Source organism: Veillonella denticariosi JCM 15641 (assembly GCF_002959855.1).
GTDB classification, from domain to species: domain Bacteria; phylum Bacillota; class Negativicutes; order Veillonellales; family Veillonellaceae; genus Veillonella; species Veillonella denticariosi.
In genome coordinates, this window is sequence record NZ_PPDB01000007.1 from 88154 (window position 1) to 106166 (window position 18013).

Genomic DNA, 18013 nt, shown 5'->3' on the forward strand with positions numbered 1-18013 from the left:
TGAAAGGAGTATATATGCTTTCACAAAATGTAGAATTAAATAATACAGTTATCCTTGTAACGGGAGCAGCCGGATTCATAGGGGCCAATCTTGTTATGTCCTTGCTGAAAGAAGCGGAAGGTACACACATTATCGGCATAGACTCTGTTAATGATTATTATGATGTAGCTCTGAAGGATTATCGATTGGAACAAATTCAGAAATTGGCTAATCGTAAGGGTAATACGTGGATTTTTAAGAAGGGAAACATTGCGGATAAGGATTTTATCGATACTATTTTTAATACGTACCATCCTCGTATCGTAGTGAATCTGGCGGCTCAGGCCGGCGTGCGGTATTCCATTACAAATCCGGACGCGTATATAGAGTCGAACATCATAGGTTTTTATAATATTTTAGAAGCCTGTCGTCATTCGTATGACAGTGATGGCAGCGGTGTTGAACACTTGGTATATGCATCGTCATCCTCCGTATACGGAGCAAATAAACGCATTCCCTATTCGACGGAACATAAGGTGGATAATCCGGTATCTCTCTATGCGGCGACTAAAAAATCAAATGAGCTGTTAGCGTATTCCTACGCAAAGCTGTACAATATTCCGAGCACGGGCCTTCGATTCTTTACTGTATATGGACCGGCGGGACGTCCTGATATGGCGTATTTCGGATTTACTAATACATTGCGTAGCGGCGGAACGATCAAGATATTTAATTATGGTAACTGCAAACGTGACTTTACCTATATCGATGATATCGTACAAGGTGTTCAGAAGGTAATAACTGTTGCCCCTGAACGGCGTAATGGTGCTGATGGATTACCGGAACCACCATACGCAATCTACAACATCGGCAACAGTCGTCCGGAAAATCTATTGGATTTTGTGCGGATTTTATCGGAAGAACTTGTGGCCGCCGGCGTTTTATCGTCAAATTATGATTTTGAGGCACATAAGGAATTGGTTCCTATGCAACCCGGTGATGTACCTGTTACCTATGCTGATACGAGCGACTTGGAAAGGGATTTCGGTTTTAAACCGAATACATCACTACGGGATGGCTTGAGACAGTTTGCCACCTGGTATAAATCGTTTTATATGATGGAGGGCGAATAAATGAAAATTGCAATTGCCGGTACAGGCTATGTGGGCTTATCGAATGGCGTATTATTAGCTCAGCATAATGAAGTGATAGCGCTGGATATCGTAGCGGAAAAGGTGGATATGCTGAATCGCGGTGAATCCCCAATCGTAGATGCGGAGCTGAATGAATATTTACAGCACAAGGATTTAAATTTTAAAGCGACTTTAGATCCTGTAGAAGCTTATAAAGACGCTGATTATGTCATCATTTCCACACCGACTAACTACGATCCGCAAAAAAACTTTTTTGATACGTCCTCTGTAGAACAAGTTATCGAAAATGTGTTAGAAATTAATCCGGATGCAGTGATGATTATCAAATCCACCGTTCCCGTAGGCTACACGATGCAGATGAGAGAGCGTTTTAATACCGATAAAATCATCTTTTCACCTGAGTTCTTACGAGAAGGAAAGGCGCTCTATGATAATCTTCATCCGTCGAGAATCGTGGTAGGGGAAGATTCGGAACGGGCTCGTCGGTTTGGACAACTTCTTGCGGACGGAGCGATTAAGGAAAATGTGCCACAATTATATACGGATTCTACTGAGGCTGAGGCGATTAAGTTATTTGCCAATACGTATTTGGCACTTCGCGTGGCATACTTTAATGAACTTGATTCATATGCGGAGGTGCGCGGGCTTAATACGAGTCAGATTATCAACGGCGTATGTCTGGATCCGCGTATCGGAGATTTTTATAACAATCCATCTTTCGGCTATGGCGGATATTGTTTGCCGAAGGATACAAAACAGCTGTTAGCTAATTATAATGATGTACCGCAAAACTTGATTTCCGCTATTGTCGATGCTAATCGGACGCGTAAAGATCATATTGCGGATGTGATTATTGGCAAAGATCCGAAGATAGTTGGAATTTATCGGTTGACAATGAAGATGAATTCTGATAATTTCAGAGCATCCGCTATTCAAGGGGTGATGAAACGTATTAAGGCGAAAGGAATTGCCGTTGTCGTTTATGAACCTACGCTGGAAGCGGAGGAGTTCTTTCATTCACCTATCATTCGAAATCTTGAAGATTTTAAACGCGTTAGTGATGTCATCGTGGCCAATCGGTGGGATGCCGCTTTGGAGGATGTTGTGGATAAAGTATATACGCGAGACATTTTTGACCGTGATTAATACAAAGCTGTATGTACGGTAACATAGGAGAGATTGATGAAACGTTTCGGATTATATATCGTGCTTAGCTTAATCATATTTTTTATATGGGATAACTCTCTACAAAACGGAGGCACATCTGATGGATTCAGTCTCGTTTTTGCGAAATGGCTGCTGCCATTCGTTCATAAACTTGGATTTCATGCCAATATATGGAGTCTGAATCGGGTGGTGCGCAAGTTGGCCCATGTAACTGAATTTGCTTTTCTTGGCGGGGTTTTATATATAATATTAAAACGATATATCACCTATGGCACCGTGCTGAAGACCGTCGAGATCGGTATTGCTGTTGCTGCATTAGATGAATTTTTGCAACGTTTTAGCCCCGGACGCAGTTCACAGTTGTCGGATGTACTTATCGATACGTTAGGGGTTATCATAGGGATTATCGTGGTGAAAGTAATCCTATATATAGGGCAATCTGAGTCATCTTCAAAACATTATAAATAAAAAGTTCCTCATGTTCCGGATTGAACATGGGGATTTTTATATGAGTAAATGATGAAATAATAAAATTTTTGTTAAGTGGGCCTGATTGAGTTTATGTATTTTTATAGAAATAATGCTGTACAATCGACTTTTCTCTTGCTATAATTATGAACAAAAGATGAATTAAGTGGTTTTGAGATAATTTTTTGTTACATAATATATAGAACGGAAGGAAAGGTCATGCATCGGGTGGTGGATTTACACGGTTGTATTTTGCCGGGCGTATCGGGCGCAGAGAAGCCTCAAACGTTGGCGGAATCCGTACAGATGATTAAATCTTTAGTCGCACAGGGGATTACAGATATTTTTAGTGCCCCTACTGTGACGATAGATATGGGAATTGATGAGTGGGCATATATGGAATCTTTATTAAAGGATTTGCGTCTTGCGCTAAAAAAAGAACATGTAAATGTTACTATTCATGATGGTGCGCGTGTTATGCTCAGCGATGATATGATATCCTATATCAAAACACACAGAACTCAATATTTATTGGGGCAGAGCCATTTTATGCTTGTAACTGTTTCTGAAAACAGCAAGATCCATCATATTAATGCATGGCTGTTGGCATTGTTGAATTTAGGGATTATACCTATTATCAGTGATTTGGAAGCACGTCGTAATTTATTCGCTCAGCCTGAGCAATTATTGGAATGGGTGGATAAAGGAATTCTGATTCAATGCAGTATGGCATCGTTTGATATCAGCTCTCCTAACTATCATAGAGCGGTTGAACTGTATAGAAACGGACTTATTCATTTCTTCGGATCCGGCAGCTGTGACAATGCGTTGGCGTATAGAGAGTATATGGAGTCCATATCTCGACTCGATAGTACGTATAAACAGGATTTGCTATCTGATGTACAGCTAAATGAGCGGGATCTGCTGGCTAATCGTGTGTTTTATCCGCATGTACCTTCCCGCTGGGTAGGGGGAAAAGGAAATTTCTGGACTCGTTTATTCGGGTTTACTTTATAAGTTATAACAGGGGTTCCTGTATTCTAGTGATATGGATACAGGAGCCCTTTTCCACTTTATATAGTATTTATTATTGAAATTAACCACTATATATAGTATACTTAGGGGGCGGTAAAAATTAAGGAGTTTACGATGATCTCTAGAATTTTTTCGTATGATAAATATGGGTTACCATATCTTTTGTCTTTAAACATATAGTTTTTAGGTAACAAACAGGGGAGGTTGCCAAAATGTTGCAGGTTATTAAACGGGATGGTACACGGGTACCATTTGATAAACTCAAGATTGCCACAGCTATTGAAAAGGCTGAGCATAGTAGTACAGGGCTGTACGAAGAGGGATTGGCACAACGAATCGCCGATGAAATCGAAGAATATGCCAATAAACTTCATAAAGATATGACGATTTACGCCATTGAAGATCAAGTGTACTATAAGTTGATTGAGTATCATAATCCTGCAACGGCACGTGCCTATGAAGGTTATAAAGCGGTGCAGGCGTTCAAGCGCCGTCAAAATACAACTGATGAAGATGTAATCGGTTTGTTGGACCGCAGTAATGTAAATGTATTGGATGAAAATTCCAATAAGGATGCGGCTATCGTATCTACGCAACGCGATCTTATCGCCGGTGAAGTATCAAAGGATATCGCACGGCGTAAGCTGATTCCTACGGATATCTTGGAGGCGCACGACAGCGGCGCTATCCATTTCCACGATATGGACTATATCATTCAGCCTATGTTCAATTGCTGTTTGATTAACTTAGAGGATATGTTGACTAACGGTACTGTTATCAATGGTAAGAAAATTGATACACCGAAGTCTTTCCAGGTAGCTTGTACAGTAACTACACAAATTATTGCACAAGTGGCATCCGGTCAGTATGGTGGTCAAAGTATCAATGGTATTGATCGTATTCTGGCGCCGTTTGTACGTAAGTCCTACGAAAAAATCCTCAACAATGTCATCGAAGAACAAGTTGAGGTTTACGGTATGGAGCCTAATATGGAAAAGGCTCGTGAAATTGCGTGGAAACGTACACGTAAAGAGGTAAAGGACGGCATTCAGACCATTCAGTACCAAATCAATACATTGATGACGACAAACGGACAATCCCCATTCGTTACATTATTTATGTACTTTCAACCGGATTACGAATATGCTAAAGAGGCGGCTCTCATTACAGAGGAGATTTTACGCCAGCGTATTAAGGGCGTAAAGAATGAAGCCGATGTATATATTACACCGGCATTCCCTAAGCTTATATATGTGTTGGATGAGCATAATATAAGACCGGACAGTCCATATTATTATTTAACGGAACTTGCTGCACAATGTACGGCTAAGCGTATGTACCCTGATTATATTTCCGCGAAAAAAATGAAGGAAAATTACTCGGGTAATGTATTCAGCCCTATGGGGTGCCGATCTTTCTTATCTCCATGGAAGGATGAAAATGGCGAGTATAAGTTTGACGGGCGTTTTAATATCGGTGTAGTGAGCTTGAACTTGCCTCAGATCGGTATTTTGGCTCGCGGCAGTGAAGAACGATATTTTGAAATTTTAGATAAACGTCTTGAACTGGCGGAAAAAGCGTTGATGCTTCGCTATGAATTACTTAAGGATGTGGTGAGCGATGTGTCGCCAATCCATTGGCAACACGGTGCTATTGCACGACTTAAAAAAGGCGAGAAGATTGCTAAATTCTTGACCGGCGGTTATGCGACTATCTCCTTGGGATATATCGGCATTTATGAAGCGACCCGTTTGATTACAGGTGAATCGAATACGGGCAAGAAGGGTCGCGTTTTTGCGATGAAGATTATGGACCGCTTAAATGCGGCTGTTGATGAATGGCGTGCTAAACATAATATGGGCTTCGCTTTATACGGAACTCCCGCTGAAAGTTTAACGCATCGATTCTCCTCCTTGGATCGTGCTCGCTTCGGTATTATTGAGGATATTACGGATAAAGGTTATTATACTAACAGTTATCATGTAAGCGTACGAGAAGAGATTAATGTATTTGATAAATTCTCTTTTGAATCGGAATTCCAGAAGAAGTCTACCGGCGGTTGCATTTCGTATGCAGAAATTCCGAATATGACAAATAATATTCCTGCCGTATTGACGATGATGCAATATATTTATGATCATATTTCCTATGCAGAGTTTAATACAAAATCCGATTATTGTCATGAATGCGGCTTTGATGGAGAAATTAAGGTCAATGACAATAATGAATGGGAATGTCCTCGTTGCCATAATACGAACCGTGATAAATTGACTGTTATTCGACGTACTTGCGGCTATTTAGGGGAAAACTTCTGGAATGAAGGACGCACTAAGGAAATTAAAGATCGCGTAATGCATATTTAATTTGTTTTATGAGATTTGGGTGTATTTGATTGTAGCCTTAAGAGTTTATAACAAATACTATTAAGAAGTTATATAACGAGTTATATTATCGGTGTTTAATAATTAAAGCATGAATTATCAAGGTGTAAATTTAACGAATATAATTAGTAAAGGCTGTGCTATAGGCACAGCTTTTACTATATGGAAAATAAATTGAAATATATCTATATGTTGTATGGATAAAACAAAACTATATAGAAATCAAAGTTGATTTGGGCTGGTATATGGGGGATGTTACTATGAGATACGGACAGATTAGACAATATGATATAGCTAATGGAGAAGGCATAAGAACCTCCATCTTTGTAACCGGATGTACGCATTGCTGTTATAACTGTTTTAATGAGGAATATCAGGATTTCAATGCGGGCAAGCTGTGGACACAGGCGGAAACGGATCTGGTCGTATCCTATGTTAAAGATTCTAATTGTGCAGGCCTTACCTTGCTTGGTGGAGAGCCGTTCCAAAATGTACAAGGGTTATTGCCTGTTGTTCGAGCCGTACGTGCAGCGGCGCCGGAAAAGAAAATTTGGGCTTATTCAGGTTATGAACTTGATGATATACTAGAGGATGAGTTGAGGAGCGCTTTGTTAAAGGAAATCGACATCCTTGTGGACGGTCGTTTTGTGGATGAATTAAAAGACCCGGGATTACGATTTCGCGGTTCCTCTAATCAACGTATTATTGATGTAAAAAAAACCTTAGAAGCTTGTGAAGTTGTATTGGCAATGGAGTAAATATGGCATTTGATAAACGATTAATAGGACTTATTATTATAGTAGGATTCATTGCTGGTCTTGTGGGGGCTTCGTATACCCATCTTTTACATGCCATTCAACATTTTGTATATCACTATTCTGCAGCGGATCATCTGAGTTTCGGTGCCGCTGTAGCTCGTGTAGCACCGCTGGAACGATTGTTTGCTCTCATGGTTTGTGGCGTTATCGGCGGGATAGGGTGGTTCCTGATTCATCGATATGGCCCCGGGATTGTAGATATAAAGGCCGCGGTTGCGGGTAAAATGGACATGCATCCTGTAACAACGGTATTACATGCGACATTACAAATTATTACAGTAGGCATAGGTTCTCCGTTGGGCAGGGAAGTGGCACCTCGGGAGGCGAGTGCGGGGATTACGACCTTTTTAGTAGATCATTTTGATATAAAGCGGGAGGATCGACAGCTGTTGATTGCCTGTGCCGCAGGAGCGGGGCTGGCAGCCGTTTATAATTCGCCTTTATCAGCGGCTATTTTTACACTGGAGACATTGTTACTTACATGGAATGTGCGTTCTATGAGTGCCGCTCTATTATGCTGCGGTTTAGCAACGTTGGTTACGAGACTCGCCGGCGTGGGGGATGTTATTCAATATACAATGGCTCAGCCGAGTCTAGGCAGTCATTATGAAGAGTTTTCTATTGCGTTAGGTGCAGTTATCGCTATCGGTGTTGTCGTATTTAATATAACGCAAAGTAAGTTGCCCGCATTTCATCGTAATAGTCCTGTTATGATCGTTGTTTCTATTATTGCGTTTACCTTAATCGGTGTATTATCTATGTATTATCCTGAAATTCTAGGCAACGGCAAGGCCGGTAATGAGTTAACATTTGCTAACGATATAACTTGGACATATGCGTTAGGACTCTTCGGCTCAAAATGGATAGCTGTTCTTTTAGCATTAGCCGCGGGGGCTTACGGCGGTCGCATTACGCCGTCTATGATGTTAGGTAGTACCTTGGCTATTGTATTCGGTACATTTTGGTCTATAGCTGTGACTCCGATTTCTCTTGGAATGGCTGCTTTCATAGGGGCTGTTGCATTTCTCGGCTTAGCGCAGAAGATGCCTCTCACATCATGTGTGTTTATGTTAGAACTATCGCGTTTTTCCGTTGAGATGCTATTCCCGATTGCATTGACCATGGGCACCGCATTGATGGTGGAACAAATAATACAGAGCAGATTGGCACAATCGTAAGTGCACCTGATAAGATATGCTTTACCGAAGTTAATTAAAAATTTCCGGAATTATAAAAAAGGACAGTTGATTACTTGAATAACCTGCGTTTCCAAAAATATTTAAATTTTTGGAGTTCGGTTCAAGCTCAACTGTCCTCTTTTTATGTGGTTAAATTATTACTATACGTTAAACAATTTTGGCATTTTTGTCGTATTCTTCACCGCCCGCATCGGGAAGCATACCGTACTCTATGGTCCATAGATGTTTGTATTTCAATGCCTGGTTGTGAATGCGTTCGATTTGTGTGTCATCTGTGCGTACTATGCGTGCCGGGATACCTACTACTAATGAGTTTGGAGGGATAACCGTGTTTTCTTTTACTACTGCACCGGCAGCAATAATAGAGCCCGAGCCTATATGACAACCGCTTAAAACAATGGCACCCATACCGATAAGTACATTATCCTCTACAGTTGTAGCATGAACGATAGCACCGTGTCCTACCGTTACAAAATCGCCCAGAATACATGCTTTATCATCGTCTACATGTAGAACGGAATTGTCTTGAACATTGGAATAGCGACCGACGATGATTTTATTCACATCACCGCGAAGTGCACAGTTTTGCCAAATGGATGCATATTCTTTTAATTCTACGTCACCCGCTAGTTCAGCACCGGGCATAACGCAGCTTTTAGGGTCTAATTTAGGATATTTTCCGTGAAATGGTAACATGTATTACTCCTAGTCTAAATATTAAATGACATCGATAAAACGTTGAGCCTTACGAATAGACATGATTGCTTCATTCATAACAGTTTGAACGATGACGCGTGCCGGTTCAATCTTGTTGAGTCGATTTAAGCCTTGTCCGACTTGAACGGCACCGTTTACAACATCACCGTCGATAGCAGCCAATTTATTTGTGCCTTGAGACATTTTTGTGCGTTCTTCCGGTGTGGTTATGCCATCGGTTTCCGCCGCAAGATAGCGCGTGGTAAAATCATTTTTCAAGCTGCGAACACCGCCGTGGCCTGAGAGAAGTCCCGTTACAACCGAGTCCGTATCGGTTGCTTTGATGATGGCTTCTTTCATATTTGGATGGGCATGACATTCTTCAGCTAACAAGAAACGGGATCCCATCTGAACGCCTTCCGCGCCCATTAATAAAGCGGCTGCAAGGCCTCGCCCATCAACGATAGCACCTGCGACTACAACGGGAATAGAGATTTCCGGCAGAATATTTTCCATTAAAGACATAGTTGTTTGTGTGCCGATATGTCCACCTGCCTCCATGCCCTCCACGATAATTGCATCTGCACCGGCATCGGCGATGCGTTTAGCCAGCTTTAAGGACGGTACGACGGGAATGACTTTAATTCCCGCATCTTGAAACGGTTTGATATACGGTACGGGATTACCTGCACCGAGTGTAACAAATGCAGGCTTTTCGGCGATGATTATATCTACAAGTTCATCCTTGTTAGGGGCCATCAGCATGAGGTTTACACCAAAGGGTTTGTCCGTTAATTTTTTGCAGGCCCGAATTTCATTACGTGTCCAGTCCGCATCCCGCCCGCCTAGAGCGATGACGCCGGTAGCTCCGGCGTTAGCAACAGCGGCTACGAGTTCGTGTTCCGATACCCAAGCCATGGCACCCTGAATGATAGGGTATTCTATTTGTAAAAGTTGTGTTAATTTTGTTCTCATACATCCTCCTAGAATAATTAATTTATGGTTTTTGCCTATAAAACAGCGATATTTATAAGTACATACTTATATAATTCATATGATAAGTATCGACATAAAATCATATCTTACTTATATAACATATAATAGTATAATAGTGAAATTCTGTATATAGACTTTTCTCGTTTGATATAATACGAATGCTAATTGATAATATATTTCAGTAAAGGTGGGCAGAATAAAACCGCATATTACATATTATCTATGCTTTTTAAATATTGTGAAAACTAAAAAAATAAGAAAATGAGTATTGAAAAGTTTCGATATCTTTGATATACTACATTCAGATGAAGTATCTGAACTATTGAAAGATAAAATGTTAATCATAATTTTCAAGTGAAGGAGGAAATACACATGGAAAAATATGTATGCGTAGTATGCGGTTGGGTTTATGATGAAGCTGTAGAAGGTGTAAAATTCGAAGATCAACCGGCTGATTATGTTTGCCCGATCTGTGGTGTTGGTAAAGACCAATTCGAAAAAATGTAATTCATTTACCGAAAAGGCTATCTTAAGCGGACTTGAGATAGCCTTTTTTATTTGACAAAGCACAATGTCGTGTTTATAATATTATAAGTCGAGGTAAGATTATGAAACTGCAAGTAGAGCAAGCAAAAGAACATATAGGAAAGAAATTTCCTTATAGCCATACGATGCCAGCCTCTATACTTGGCGACGTAACTGCTTTTCCTTGGAGCCGTCATGATATAACCATTAGTGGTGAGTTTTGGTATGATGGTCAAAACTACATTGTCCACGGTTCGATCACATCTAAAGGTGATTATGAGTGTTCTAGGTGTTTAAACATAACGGAACATAATCGTAATGATTTCTTCGAAGAAGTCTTTAGTGATGGTCGGGGTACAGAGGATGATGTGATTCCTTTCGATGGAGAGGAAATTGACTTGACCGAACTGATTAGGGATACATTAATCATCAATGAACCCTCTCAAGTGTTATGTCAGGATGATTGCAAAGGATTGTGCGTTCATTGCGGAGCAAATTTAAATGTTTCACCTTGTTCTTGTGAATCCTTTGTGGTGGATCCTCGATTTGCAGAGTTACGTGCTTTGCTTGATGAGAAAGATGATAGATTGTCCTAATGATTGTATTAAGGAGGTGCAGATAATGGCAGTACCTAAGCGTAGATTGTCTAAATGCCGTCGCGATCGTCGCCGTGCTAATTGGAAATTGGAAGCTCCAGGTTATGTAGCATGTCCACAATGTCACGAACCTAAGATGCCTCATCGTGTTTGCCCTACATGTGGTCACTATAAAGGTGAGCAAGTAGTAACTAATGCTTAATATGTAAGCTGAGAGAAGAACGTCTGTTTAGCAGACGTTCTTTTTTTGCGTTTTATAGTCGGCTTTTATATTTTCGATAAAATAAATACAACAAAAATATAAAATTATTACCATATTTGGTAGATGTGTTTAAAATTCTTACCATATATATGAAAAGTCTTGCCAATGAGGGAATTATTGTATATACTTAGTATGTAATATTAATACTAGGTCATAAAAGGTGGTACCATGAGTCGGTTGAAGAAACAAGAGCGCCAAAAGCAGTTGCAAGAAAAACTGAATATCACGCCATTTCTAACTGATGAAGATTTGGCCGCTCACTTTGGCGTGAGTGTGCCGACTATTCGTTTGGATCGACTGGAATTAGGGATTCCTGAATTACGTGAGCGTATTCGCGTGATGGCTACAGGCGGTTATGCGCCGGAAACAGCGGAACATTTGCCGTACGAAGTAGTGGGAGAACTGATTGATGTTACCGCAGGGCAACAGGCCTTATCCATGTTGCGCACAACTGTGGATATGGAGGATCAGTTCGGTTATATAGAGCCTCAGTATTTATATGCGCAAGCAAATTCCCTGGCAAAAGTCGTCATGGGGACGACCGTTTGTTCGGCGGAAGTTGGAAATATAAAGTATAAAAGCCCTGTAAGAGCCGGTACCAATCTGGTGGCAAAAGCAGAAATTGTTCGTCGCCGTGGAAATAAGTTCTTTATTTGGGTCATCATAAGAGATAAAATAAAAGAAGTATTTCGAGCAAAATTTATCATGGAATCCATAGAGAATAGGGTGTAAATTATGAAAATCGCAGTAGACGTCATGGGAGGCGATTTTGCTCCTTTGGAAACCGTTCTGGGCTCCATTGAAGCCGTACGAGAAAATAGTCACATCGAAGTGGTTCTCGTAGGTGATGAGCAGCAAATTTTTGATATATTAGAAGCTAATAATGAAGCGAATAATTCGCGTATTTCCGTGCATCATGCCAGTCAAGTTATCGGCATGGATGAACATCCGGGTCAGGCATTACGTAAGAAGAAAGATGCATCCGTTGTCGTTGCAACTTCATTAGTGAGAGATAAAGCCTGTGATGCCGTCATCGCTCCCGGAAGTACCGGTGCTGCTGTGGCTGCGGCTCTTTTCGGCTTAGGTCGAATCAAGGGCATTGATAGACCGGTTATTGCAACACCGATGCCCACGGTGAACGGTATTACGGTAATGCTGGACTCCGGTGCTAACTCCAATAGCAAACCTAAACATCTTGTACAGGGGGCCTTGATGGGGTCGGAATATGCAAAGCTGTTATTAGGCAAAGATAACCCTACAGTAGGATTATTAAATATCGGCGAAGAAGCCACAAAGGGAAACGAAGTCGTTTTGGCTACATATCCTATTTTAGAGAAAATGAAAACCATCAACTTTAAAGGGAATGTAGAAGGCCGCGATATACCGAAAGGGACCGTAGATGTTGTCGTATGTGACGGTTTTGTAGGTAATGTAATTTTAAAGTTTGCTGAAGGTCTGGTTACGGGCTTAACACAACTTATAAAAGAAAGCATTATGGCGAGCGGTATTTTCGCAAAGCTCGGTGCTATGCTTGTAAAACCGGCTTTGAAGCATATCGCGAAGAAGATAGATCACACAGAAAATGGCGGTGCTCCACTTTTAGGGGTTAATGGTGTGTTTATGATTGCCCATGGCAGCTCCAAGGCTAAGGAAATCAAGACGGCTATTACTATTGCCGGAGATTTGGTGGATCGTAAAATTATTGAACACATTCAACAAACGATAGAAATTGAAGGAGCTTTAAAATATGAGTATGATGAGTAAACCTGTAGGAATTATTGGTACAGGCAGCTTCCTTCCTGACAATGTGGTAACAAACTTTGATCTTGAAAAAATGGTCGATACTAATGACCAGTGGATCAGAGAACGTACAGGTATTGAAGAACGCCGCATTGCACCGGAAGGCATGAACACATCTTATATGGCGGCTGAGGCAGCAAAAAAAGCCATGCAGATGGCTAAAGTTAATGCAGAAGACCTCGATATGATTATCTTCGCCACCTTGACACCGGATATGATTATTCCTTCTGCTGCTTGTGTGTTGCAAGCAAATTTAGGAGCAAAAAATGCAGCGGCTTATGATTTGCAGGCGGCTTGCTCCGGCTTTGTCTATGGATTGATTACGGCAGCAAGTTATATTAATTCTGGAATTTATAAAAAGGTACTTGTCGTGGGTGCTGAAATTTTATCACGTCGAGTTAACTGGAATGATCGCGGTACATGTATTCTCTTCGGTGATGGTGCAGGAGCGGCCGTTGTTTCTGAAGTTCCTGAAGGATATGGTATCAAAGGCATCGATATGGGAGCCGATGGTACCGGCGGTTCATCTCTTTGCATACCTGCCGGCGGTACAGCTGTTATCGCTAATGATCAGCGTGTAGAGGAAGGGCTGACTTTCATCCATATGGATGGGCCTGAAGTATATAAGTTTGCCGTTAAAACAATGGGACGCACCGTTTTAAAATCTTTAGAACGTGCTCATATGGATTTAGAGGATCTGGATTTCTTTATTCCTCATCAGGCGAATATTCGGATTATTGATTCGGCTGCAAAACGTTTACATATGCCGAAGGAAAAAGTATTTGTTAATTTACATAAGTATGGTAATACATCTGCCGCGTCCGTAGCGATTGCTCTTGATGAAGCCTGGCGTGAAGGACGTTTCAAACGCGGTGATAATGTTGCGTTTGCAGGATTTGGAGCTGGTCTTACATGGGCGAGCCTAGTCTTGAAATGGTATTAAGGAGGAAACGTCGAGATGATTAAGACTGATATTTGTGATTTGTTGCAGATTGAGTATCCGATCTTTCAGGGCGGTATGGCTTGGCTCGGTACTGCAGAACTTGCGGCAGCTGTTTCTGAGGCCGGTGGCCTCGGCATCATCGGTGCAGGTCATATGCCTCCTGATGTGTTCCGCAATGAAATTCATAAATTAAAAGAACGGACAAGTAAACCTTTTGGCTGCAACATCATGTTAATGTCTCCGTTTGTGAAAGAAGTAATGGAAGTTGTTCTGGAAGAACGTGTTCCTGTCATCACAACCGGTGCAGGTAATCCAGGGGTTTATATTCCGGCGCTGAAAGAGATCGGTACGAAGGTTATTCCTGTAGTAGCGTCCGTGTTGCTTGCTAAACGTCTGTTGCGCGGCGGTATTGATGCGATTATTGCGGAAGGTACTGAATCCGGCGGTCACGTAGGTGATATTACGACGATGGCGTTGATCCCTCAAGTTGTAGATGCCGTTGATGTACCGGTTATCGCAGCCGGCGGGATTGCAGATGGGCGCGGCATGGCTGCCGCATTTGCATTGGGCGCTAAAGCGGTGCAAATGGGGACTCGTTTTGTATTATCCGAAGAATGTATTGCTCACGAGAATTATAAGAATGCCGTGTTGAAAGCAAAAGATCGCGCTACGGTTATGACCGGTCTTACGACAGGTCATCCGGTACGTATTATCGATAATGCGTTAGCGCATAAGTATAAAGCGCTTGAATTTAGCGGCGCTTCCAAGGAAGAATTGGAAAGTTTGGGTGCAGGTACACTTCGTAAAGCTGCTATCGACGGTGATGTAAAAGAAGGTTCCGTAATGATCGGTCAAATTTCCGGTATGTTGACGGATGTTAAACCATGTGCAACGATTATTCAGGATATTATGACTGAAGCTGAAACAGTAATTAAAAACCTTCAAGGTCTTAGTAAATAAGGAGGCCCCTATGAAAACGGCATTTGTTTTTCCCGGTCAAGGTTCACAAAAAGTAGGTATGTTACAAGATTTGTATAATGAATATCCTATTGTGAAACAACGTTTTGAAGAAGCTGACGAAGCACTTGGGTATTCTATTACTAAATTATGCTTCGAAGGTCCTGATACAGAGCTTGTAAAGACGGCAAATACACAACCGGCTATTTTGACGGCATCTGTAGCATGCTATGAAATCTTAAAAGAGAAAGGTTTTACGCCTGACATTGTAGGCGGGCATAGCCTCGGTGAATACAGTGCTCTTGTGGCTGCCGGCGTATTAAAATTTAAAGATGCCGTATATGTAGTTCACAAACGCGGTGAATATATGCAGGAGGCTGTACCTTTGGGGAAAGGTGCTATGGCGGCTATTTTGGCATTGCCTCGTGAAGAGGTTGTGGCTATCTGTAAGGATATCGATGCATCTGTTGGCTCCGTACAGGCAGTAAACTTCAATTGTCCTGGACAAATCGTTATCGCCGGGGAAACGGCAGCGGTGGAAGCGGCGGCGGAAAAAATGAAGGCAGCCGGTGCAAAACGCGCAGTTATGCTGCCTGTTAGTGCTCCATTTCACAGTCGTTTGATGGAACCTGCGGCAATCCGCTTAAAAGAGGAATTGGATAAAATTCAGGTGAGTGATGCACAAATTCCTGTAGTTGCGAATGTTACCGGTAAGATTTTGACTAATGCTAATGACATTAAAGAATCTCTGGTTACTCAAGCTGCTAGTCCTGTATTATGGGAAGACTGCGTAGCGGAAATGATTAACTTCGGTGTAACTCGCTTCGTAGAAGTGGGCCCTGGTAAAGTGCTTACCGGCTTTACTAAAAAAATCAACAAAGACATGGAATTAGCTAATGTGGAAGACATTGCATCCTTAGATAAAACGCTTGAATTTTTGAAAGGGGTTCGATAAAATGCACTTAGAGGGTAAAGTAGCCATTGTAACAGGCGCATCCCGTGGTATCGGCCGCGCTGTAGCGATTCAATTAGCACAATCCGGTGTAGATGTCGTAGTTAATTACAGCGGTAGTGAAGGTGCAGCTCAAGAAACTGTTAAAGTTGTACAGGCGCTTGGCCGTAAAGCCATAAAAATTAAAGCTAATGTGGCCGATGCTGAAGAGGTGGCTTCCATGGTGGAAGAAGCCCATAAAGAATTCGGACACATTGATATCCTCGTTAATAATGCCGGAATTACACGTGACGGTTTATTAATGCGTATGAAAGATGATGATTTTGATGCTGTTATCGATATTAACCTCAAAGGTGTGTATCTAGTAACGAAAGCAGTTGCAAAAATCATGATGAAGCAACGTTCCGGACGTATTATCAATATGACATCCGTTGTAGGTGTTATCGGTAATGCGGGGCAAACCAATTATGCCGCATCTAAAGCGGGCGTTATCGGATTTACCAAGTCTTGTGCTAAGGAATTAGCAAGTCGCGGTATTACGGTTAATGCTATTGCACCGGGCTTTATCAATACTGATATGACCGATATATTACCGGAAAAAGTTAAAGAAGCTATGGTTGCTGAAATTCCGTTAGGCCGTATGGCTGAAGCTGAAGAAGTGGCATCGGTAGCAACATTCCTTGCGAGTGATTTTGCTAATTATATTACGGGACAAGTCATCAATGTTGATGGCGGCATGGTAATGTAGTTGTAAAATTTGACTATATATAAACCTACATTGAAAGGAGGTGAACCACTAATGAGTACTTTCGATAAAGTTAAAGCAATCGTTGTGGAACAATTAGGCGTTGATGAAGCTGAAGTTACCATTGATTCTACATTCATCGACGATTTAGGCGCAGACTCCTTGGATATCGTTGAATTGATCATGGCATTCGAAGAAGAATTCAATGTTGAAATCCCTGACGACGTTGCAGAAAAAATCAAAACCGTTAAGGATACAGTAGAATATATTGATTCTGCTAAATAAGCTGTAAAGCTGACAATTCAGCCGAGAGGGGGGCCGAGTGGCCTCCCCACCGGTTTTATTTACAGGAGGATTTGATAGTGAAGCTCCCTGAACTTCGCATTGGGAATCTAGTGGCCAAAGTACCTATTATTCAAGGTGGTATGGCGATTAGATTGTCTACAGCTCGCTTGGCAGCAGCCGTTGCAAATGAAGGCGGTATAGGTCTTATTGCGGCATCCGGTTTGCCTTTTGATGAATTAAGATATGAAATACAATTAGCTAGAAAATTATCACCTACGGGTATTATTGGTATAAATGCGATGGTAGCGGCCACACAATTTGCCGGCCTTGTTAAGACTGCCATCGAAGAGGGCATAGATCTTGTAGTAGCAGGTGCTGGTTTTTCAAGAGATATGTTCGCTATGGGTAAAGAATCCGGTACGCCTATCGTACCGATCGTTTCATCCGCAAAGTTAGCACGCATTTCCGAAGGATTGGGTGCCTCTGCCGTTATCGTTGAAGGTAGCGAGGCGGGTGGCCATCTGGGTACAAATCGTTCAGCTCGGGATATCGTTCCTGAGGTTGTAGCAGCCGTAAAAAAAATACCGGTGATTGCTGCCGGTGGTGTTTTAGATGGTCGCGACATTGTGGATATGTTAAAGCTCGGTGCCAGTGGTGTTCAGATGGGCAGTCGTTTTGCTGCTTCTGATGAATGTAACGCATCCGATGAATTGAAAAAAATGTATGTGCGGGCTACAAAACCTGAGGATATTGTATTAATTCAAAGTCCCGTAGGTTTACCCGGACAAGCCATTAAAAATAAGTTTGCCGAATCCGTATTGGACGGCACAGTAGCACCACCGACGGTGTGTGATAACTGTTTGAAGCATTGCTCACATAAATTCTGCATTATTCGTGCACTTTCACGAGCACAACAGGGCGATGTGGAAACGGGATTGGTATTCTCTGGCAATAATATGAGAAAAGTTGACAAGATTATGCCAGTTAAAGATATCTTTGCTCAATTGAAACAGCAGGTAGCAGAGATTGATTAATTTAAAAGGGCTGTATGTCTA

At 41.7% G+C, this 18013-nt stretch carries 20 protein-coding genes; 18 read left to right on the forward strand and 2 right to left on the reverse strand.

Features of this window, described 5'->3' with window-relative positions:
* The first annotated feature begins 14 nt into the window (after positions 1-14).
* The 7 genes from VEHSUH05_RS05910 to VEHSUH05_RS05940 all read left to right on the forward strand — a co-directional run bounded on the left by VEHSUH05_RS05910 (position 15) and on the right by VEHSUH05_RS05940 (position 8180).
* The gene (locus tag VEHSUH05_RS05910) at positions 15-1112 is read left to right on the forward strand and encodes an NAD-dependent epimerase/dehydratase family protein (protein ID WP_105091033.1); all 1098 of its coding nucleotides are present in this window, start codon (positions 15-17) and stop codon (positions 1110-1112) included.
* Positions 1113-2279 (forward strand): nucleotide sugar dehydrogenase, encoded by a 1167-nt coding sequence (locus VEHSUH05_RS05915; RefSeq protein WP_105091034.1) that lies wholly within the window; start codon positions 1113-1115, stop codon positions 2277-2279.
* A 36-nt stretch (positions 2280-2315) separates the two neighbouring features.
* Positions 2316-2768: a VanZ family protein gene (locus VEHSUH05_RS05920; protein ID WP_105091035.1), complete on the forward strand. Its 453-nt coding sequence runs from the start codon at positions 2316-2318 to the stop codon at positions 2766-2768.
* A gap of 219 nt (positions 2769-2987) precedes the next feature.
* A complete protein-coding gene (locus tag VEHSUH05_RS05925; RefSeq protein ID WP_105091036.1) occupies positions 2988-3785 on the forward strand; it encodes a CpsB/CapC family capsule biosynthesis tyrosine phosphatase in 798 nt (265 codons plus the stop codon).
* A 230-nt stretch (positions 3786-4015) separates the two neighbouring features.
* On the forward strand, positions 4016-6166 hold the full coding sequence (nrdD, locus tag VEHSUH05_RS05930) for an anaerobic ribonucleoside-triphosphate reductase (protein WP_105091037.1): 2151 nt from the start codon (positions 4016-4018) through the stop codon (positions 6164-6166).
* Between the two features lie 278 nt (positions 6167-6444).
* Positions 6445-6942, forward strand: coding sequence for an anaerobic ribonucleoside-triphosphate reductase activating protein (gene nrdG / locus VEHSUH05_RS05935; protein ID WP_095065713.1), 498 nt, complete (start codon positions 6445-6447; stop codon positions 6940-6942).
* Between the two features lie 2 nt (positions 6943-6944).
* Positions 6945-8180, forward strand: a complete 1236-nt coding sequence (locus tag VEHSUH05_RS05940) for a chloride channel protein (protein ID WP_105091038.1) — start codon at positions 6945-6947, stop codon at positions 8178-8180.
* 168 nt (positions 8181-8348) lie between these two features.
* Here VEHSUH05_RS05940 and VEHSUH05_RS05945 read toward each other — a convergent pair whose 3' ends face one another.
* Together VEHSUH05_RS05945 and VEHSUH05_RS05950 are read right to left on the reverse strand one after the other, a co-directional pair.
* On the reverse strand, positions 8349-8897 hold the full coding sequence (locus VEHSUH05_RS05945) for a gamma carbonic anhydrase family protein (RefSeq protein WP_038114560.1): 549 nt from the start codon (positions 8895-8897) through the stop codon (positions 8349-8351).
* 21 nt (positions 8898-8918) lie between these two features.
* On the reverse strand, positions 8919-9872 hold the full coding sequence (locus tag VEHSUH05_RS05950) for a nitronate monooxygenase (protein ID WP_105091039.1): 954 nt from the start codon (positions 9870-9872) through the stop codon (positions 8919-8921).
* Positions 9873-10265: 393 nt separating this feature from the next.
* Between VEHSUH05_RS05950 and VEHSUH05_RS05955 the strand changes: the two genes are divergently transcribed.
* From VEHSUH05_RS05955 to VEHSUH05_RS06005, 11 genes are all read left to right on the forward strand, one after another.
* Positions 10266-10400, forward strand: a complete 135-nt coding sequence (locus VEHSUH05_RS05955) for a rubredoxin (protein ID WP_004693422.1) — start codon at positions 10266-10268, stop codon at positions 10398-10400.
* Between the two features lie 101 nt (positions 10401-10501).
* Complete coding sequence (locus VEHSUH05_RS05960) at positions 10502-11014, forward strand: YceD family protein (protein WP_054673142.1); 513 nt, start codon at positions 10502-10504, stop codon at positions 11012-11014.
* Between the two features lie 25 nt (positions 11015-11039).
* The gene (gene rpmF, locus VEHSUH05_RS05965; protein ID WP_038114566.1) at positions 11040-11216 is read left to right on the forward strand and encodes a 50S ribosomal protein L32; all 177 of its coding nucleotides are present in this window, start codon (positions 11040-11042) and stop codon (positions 11214-11216) included.
* Positions 11217-11444: 228 nt separating this feature from the next.
* Positions 11445-12008, forward strand: coding sequence for a transcription factor FapR (fapR, locus tag VEHSUH05_RS05970; protein ID WP_038114568.1), 564 nt, complete (start codon positions 11445-11447; stop codon positions 12006-12008).
* Between the two features lie 3 nt (positions 12009-12011).
* Entirely contained in the window at positions 12012-13040 is a 1029-nt protein-coding gene (plsX, locus tag VEHSUH05_RS05975) for a phosphate acyltransferase PlsX (protein ID WP_095065719.1), read from the forward strand.
* Positions 13024-14019 (forward strand): beta-ketoacyl-ACP synthase III, encoded by a 996-nt coding sequence (locus VEHSUH05_RS05980; RefSeq protein ID WP_038114574.1) that lies wholly within the window; start codon positions 13024-13026, stop codon positions 14017-14019. Before plsX ends, VEHSUH05_RS05980 begins: the two co-directional genes overlap by 17 nt.
* A 15-nt stretch (positions 14020-14034) precedes the next feature.
* Entirely contained in the window at positions 14035-14979 is a 945-nt protein-coding gene (gene fabK / locus VEHSUH05_RS05985) for an enoyl-[acyl-carrier-protein] reductase FabK (protein ID WP_054673148.1), read from the forward strand.
* A gap of 10 nt (positions 14980-14989) precedes the next feature.
* A complete protein-coding gene (fabD, locus tag VEHSUH05_RS05990) occupies positions 14990-15931 on the forward strand; it encodes an ACP S-malonyltransferase (protein ID WP_105091040.1) in 942 nt (313 codons plus the stop codon).
* A gap of 1 nt (position 15932) precedes the next feature.
* Positions 15933-16676 carry a 3-oxoacyl-[acyl-carrier-protein] reductase gene (fabG, locus tag VEHSUH05_RS05995; RefSeq protein ID WP_105091041.1) on the forward strand — a complete coding sequence of 248 codons (744 nt, stop codon included), beginning with the start codon at positions 15933-15935 and terminating at the stop codon, positions 16674-16676.
* Between the two features lie 51 nt (positions 16677-16727).
* Entirely contained in the window at positions 16728-16958 is a 231-nt protein-coding gene (locus VEHSUH05_RS06000; protein ID WP_005376767.1) for an acyl carrier protein, read from the forward strand.
* 77 nt (positions 16959-17035) lie between these two features.
* Positions 17036-17992, forward strand: coding sequence for an NAD(P)H-dependent flavin oxidoreductase (locus VEHSUH05_RS06005; RefSeq protein WP_054673151.1), 957 nt, complete (start codon positions 17036-17038; stop codon positions 17990-17992).
* The last annotated feature ends 21 nt before the right edge of the window (positions 17993-18013 follow it).

Excerpts from the sequence above, each read along its gene's own strand:
- VEHSUH05_RS05910 (WP_105091033.1), top strand. The coding sequence starts at position 15 with ATGCTTTCACAAAATGTAGAATTAAATAATACAGTTATCCTTGTAACG.
- VEHSUH05_RS05915 (WP_105091034.1), top strand. The coding sequence starts at position 1,113 with ATGAAAATTGCAATTGCCGGTACAGGCTATGTGGGCTTATCGAATGGC.
- VEHSUH05_RS05920 (WP_105091035.1), top strand. The coding sequence starts at position 2,316 with ATGAAACGTTTCGGATTATATATCGTGCTTAGCTTAATCATATTTTTT.
- VEHSUH05_RS05925 (WP_105091036.1), top strand. The coding sequence starts at position 2,988 with ATGCATCGGGTGGTGGATTTACACGGTTGTATTTTGCCGGGCGTATCG.
- nrdD (WP_105091037.1), top strand. The coding sequence starts at position 4,016 with ATGTTGCAGGTTATTAAACGGGATGGTACACGGGTACCATTTGATAAA.
- nrdG (WP_095065713.1), top strand. The coding sequence starts at position 6,445 with ATGAGATACGGACAGATTAGACAATATGATATAGCTAATGGAGAAGGC.
- VEHSUH05_RS05940 (WP_105091038.1), top strand. The coding sequence starts at position 6,945 with ATGGCATTTGATAAACGATTAATAGGACTTATTATTATAGTAGGATTC.
- VEHSUH05_RS05945 (WP_038114560.1), bottom strand. The coding sequence starts at position 8,897 with ATGTTACCATTTCACGGAAAATATCCTAAATTAGACCCTAAAAGCTGC.
- VEHSUH05_RS05950 (WP_105091039.1), bottom strand. The coding sequence starts at position 9,872 with ATGAGAACAAAATTAACACAACTTTTACAAATAGAATACCCTATCATT.
- VEHSUH05_RS05955 (WP_004693422.1), top strand. The coding sequence starts at position 10,266 with ATGGAAAAATATGTATGCGTAGTATGCGGTTGGGTTTATGATGAAGCT.
- VEHSUH05_RS05960 (WP_054673142.1), top strand. The coding sequence starts at position 10,502 with ATGAAACTGCAAGTAGAGCAAGCAAAAGAACATATAGGAAAGAAATTT.
- rpmF (WP_038114566.1), top strand. The coding sequence starts at position 11,040 with ATGGCAGTACCTAAGCGTAGATTGTCTAAATGCCGTCGCGATCGTCGC.
- fapR (WP_038114568.1), top strand. The coding sequence starts at position 11,445 with ATGAGTCGGTTGAAGAAACAAGAGCGCCAAAAGCAGTTGCAAGAAAAA.
- plsX (WP_095065719.1), top strand. The coding sequence starts at position 12,012 with ATGAAAATCGCAGTAGACGTCATGGGAGGCGATTTTGCTCCTTTGGAA.
- VEHSUH05_RS05980 (WP_038114574.1), top strand. The coding sequence starts at position 13,024 with ATGAGTATGATGAGTAAACCTGTAGGAATTATTGGTACAGGCAGCTTC.
- fabK (WP_054673148.1), top strand. The coding sequence starts at position 14,035 with ATGATTAAGACTGATATTTGTGATTTGTTGCAGATTGAGTATCCGATC.
- fabD (WP_105091040.1), top strand. The coding sequence starts at position 14,990 with ATGAAAACGGCATTTGTTTTTCCCGGTCAAGGTTCACAAAAAGTAGGT.
- fabG (WP_105091041.1), top strand. The coding sequence starts at position 15,933 with ATGCACTTAGAGGGTAAAGTAGCCATTGTAACAGGCGCATCCCGTGGT.
- VEHSUH05_RS06000 (WP_005376767.1), top strand. The coding sequence starts at position 16,728 with ATGAGTACTTTCGATAAAGTTAAAGCAATCGTTGTGGAACAATTAGGC.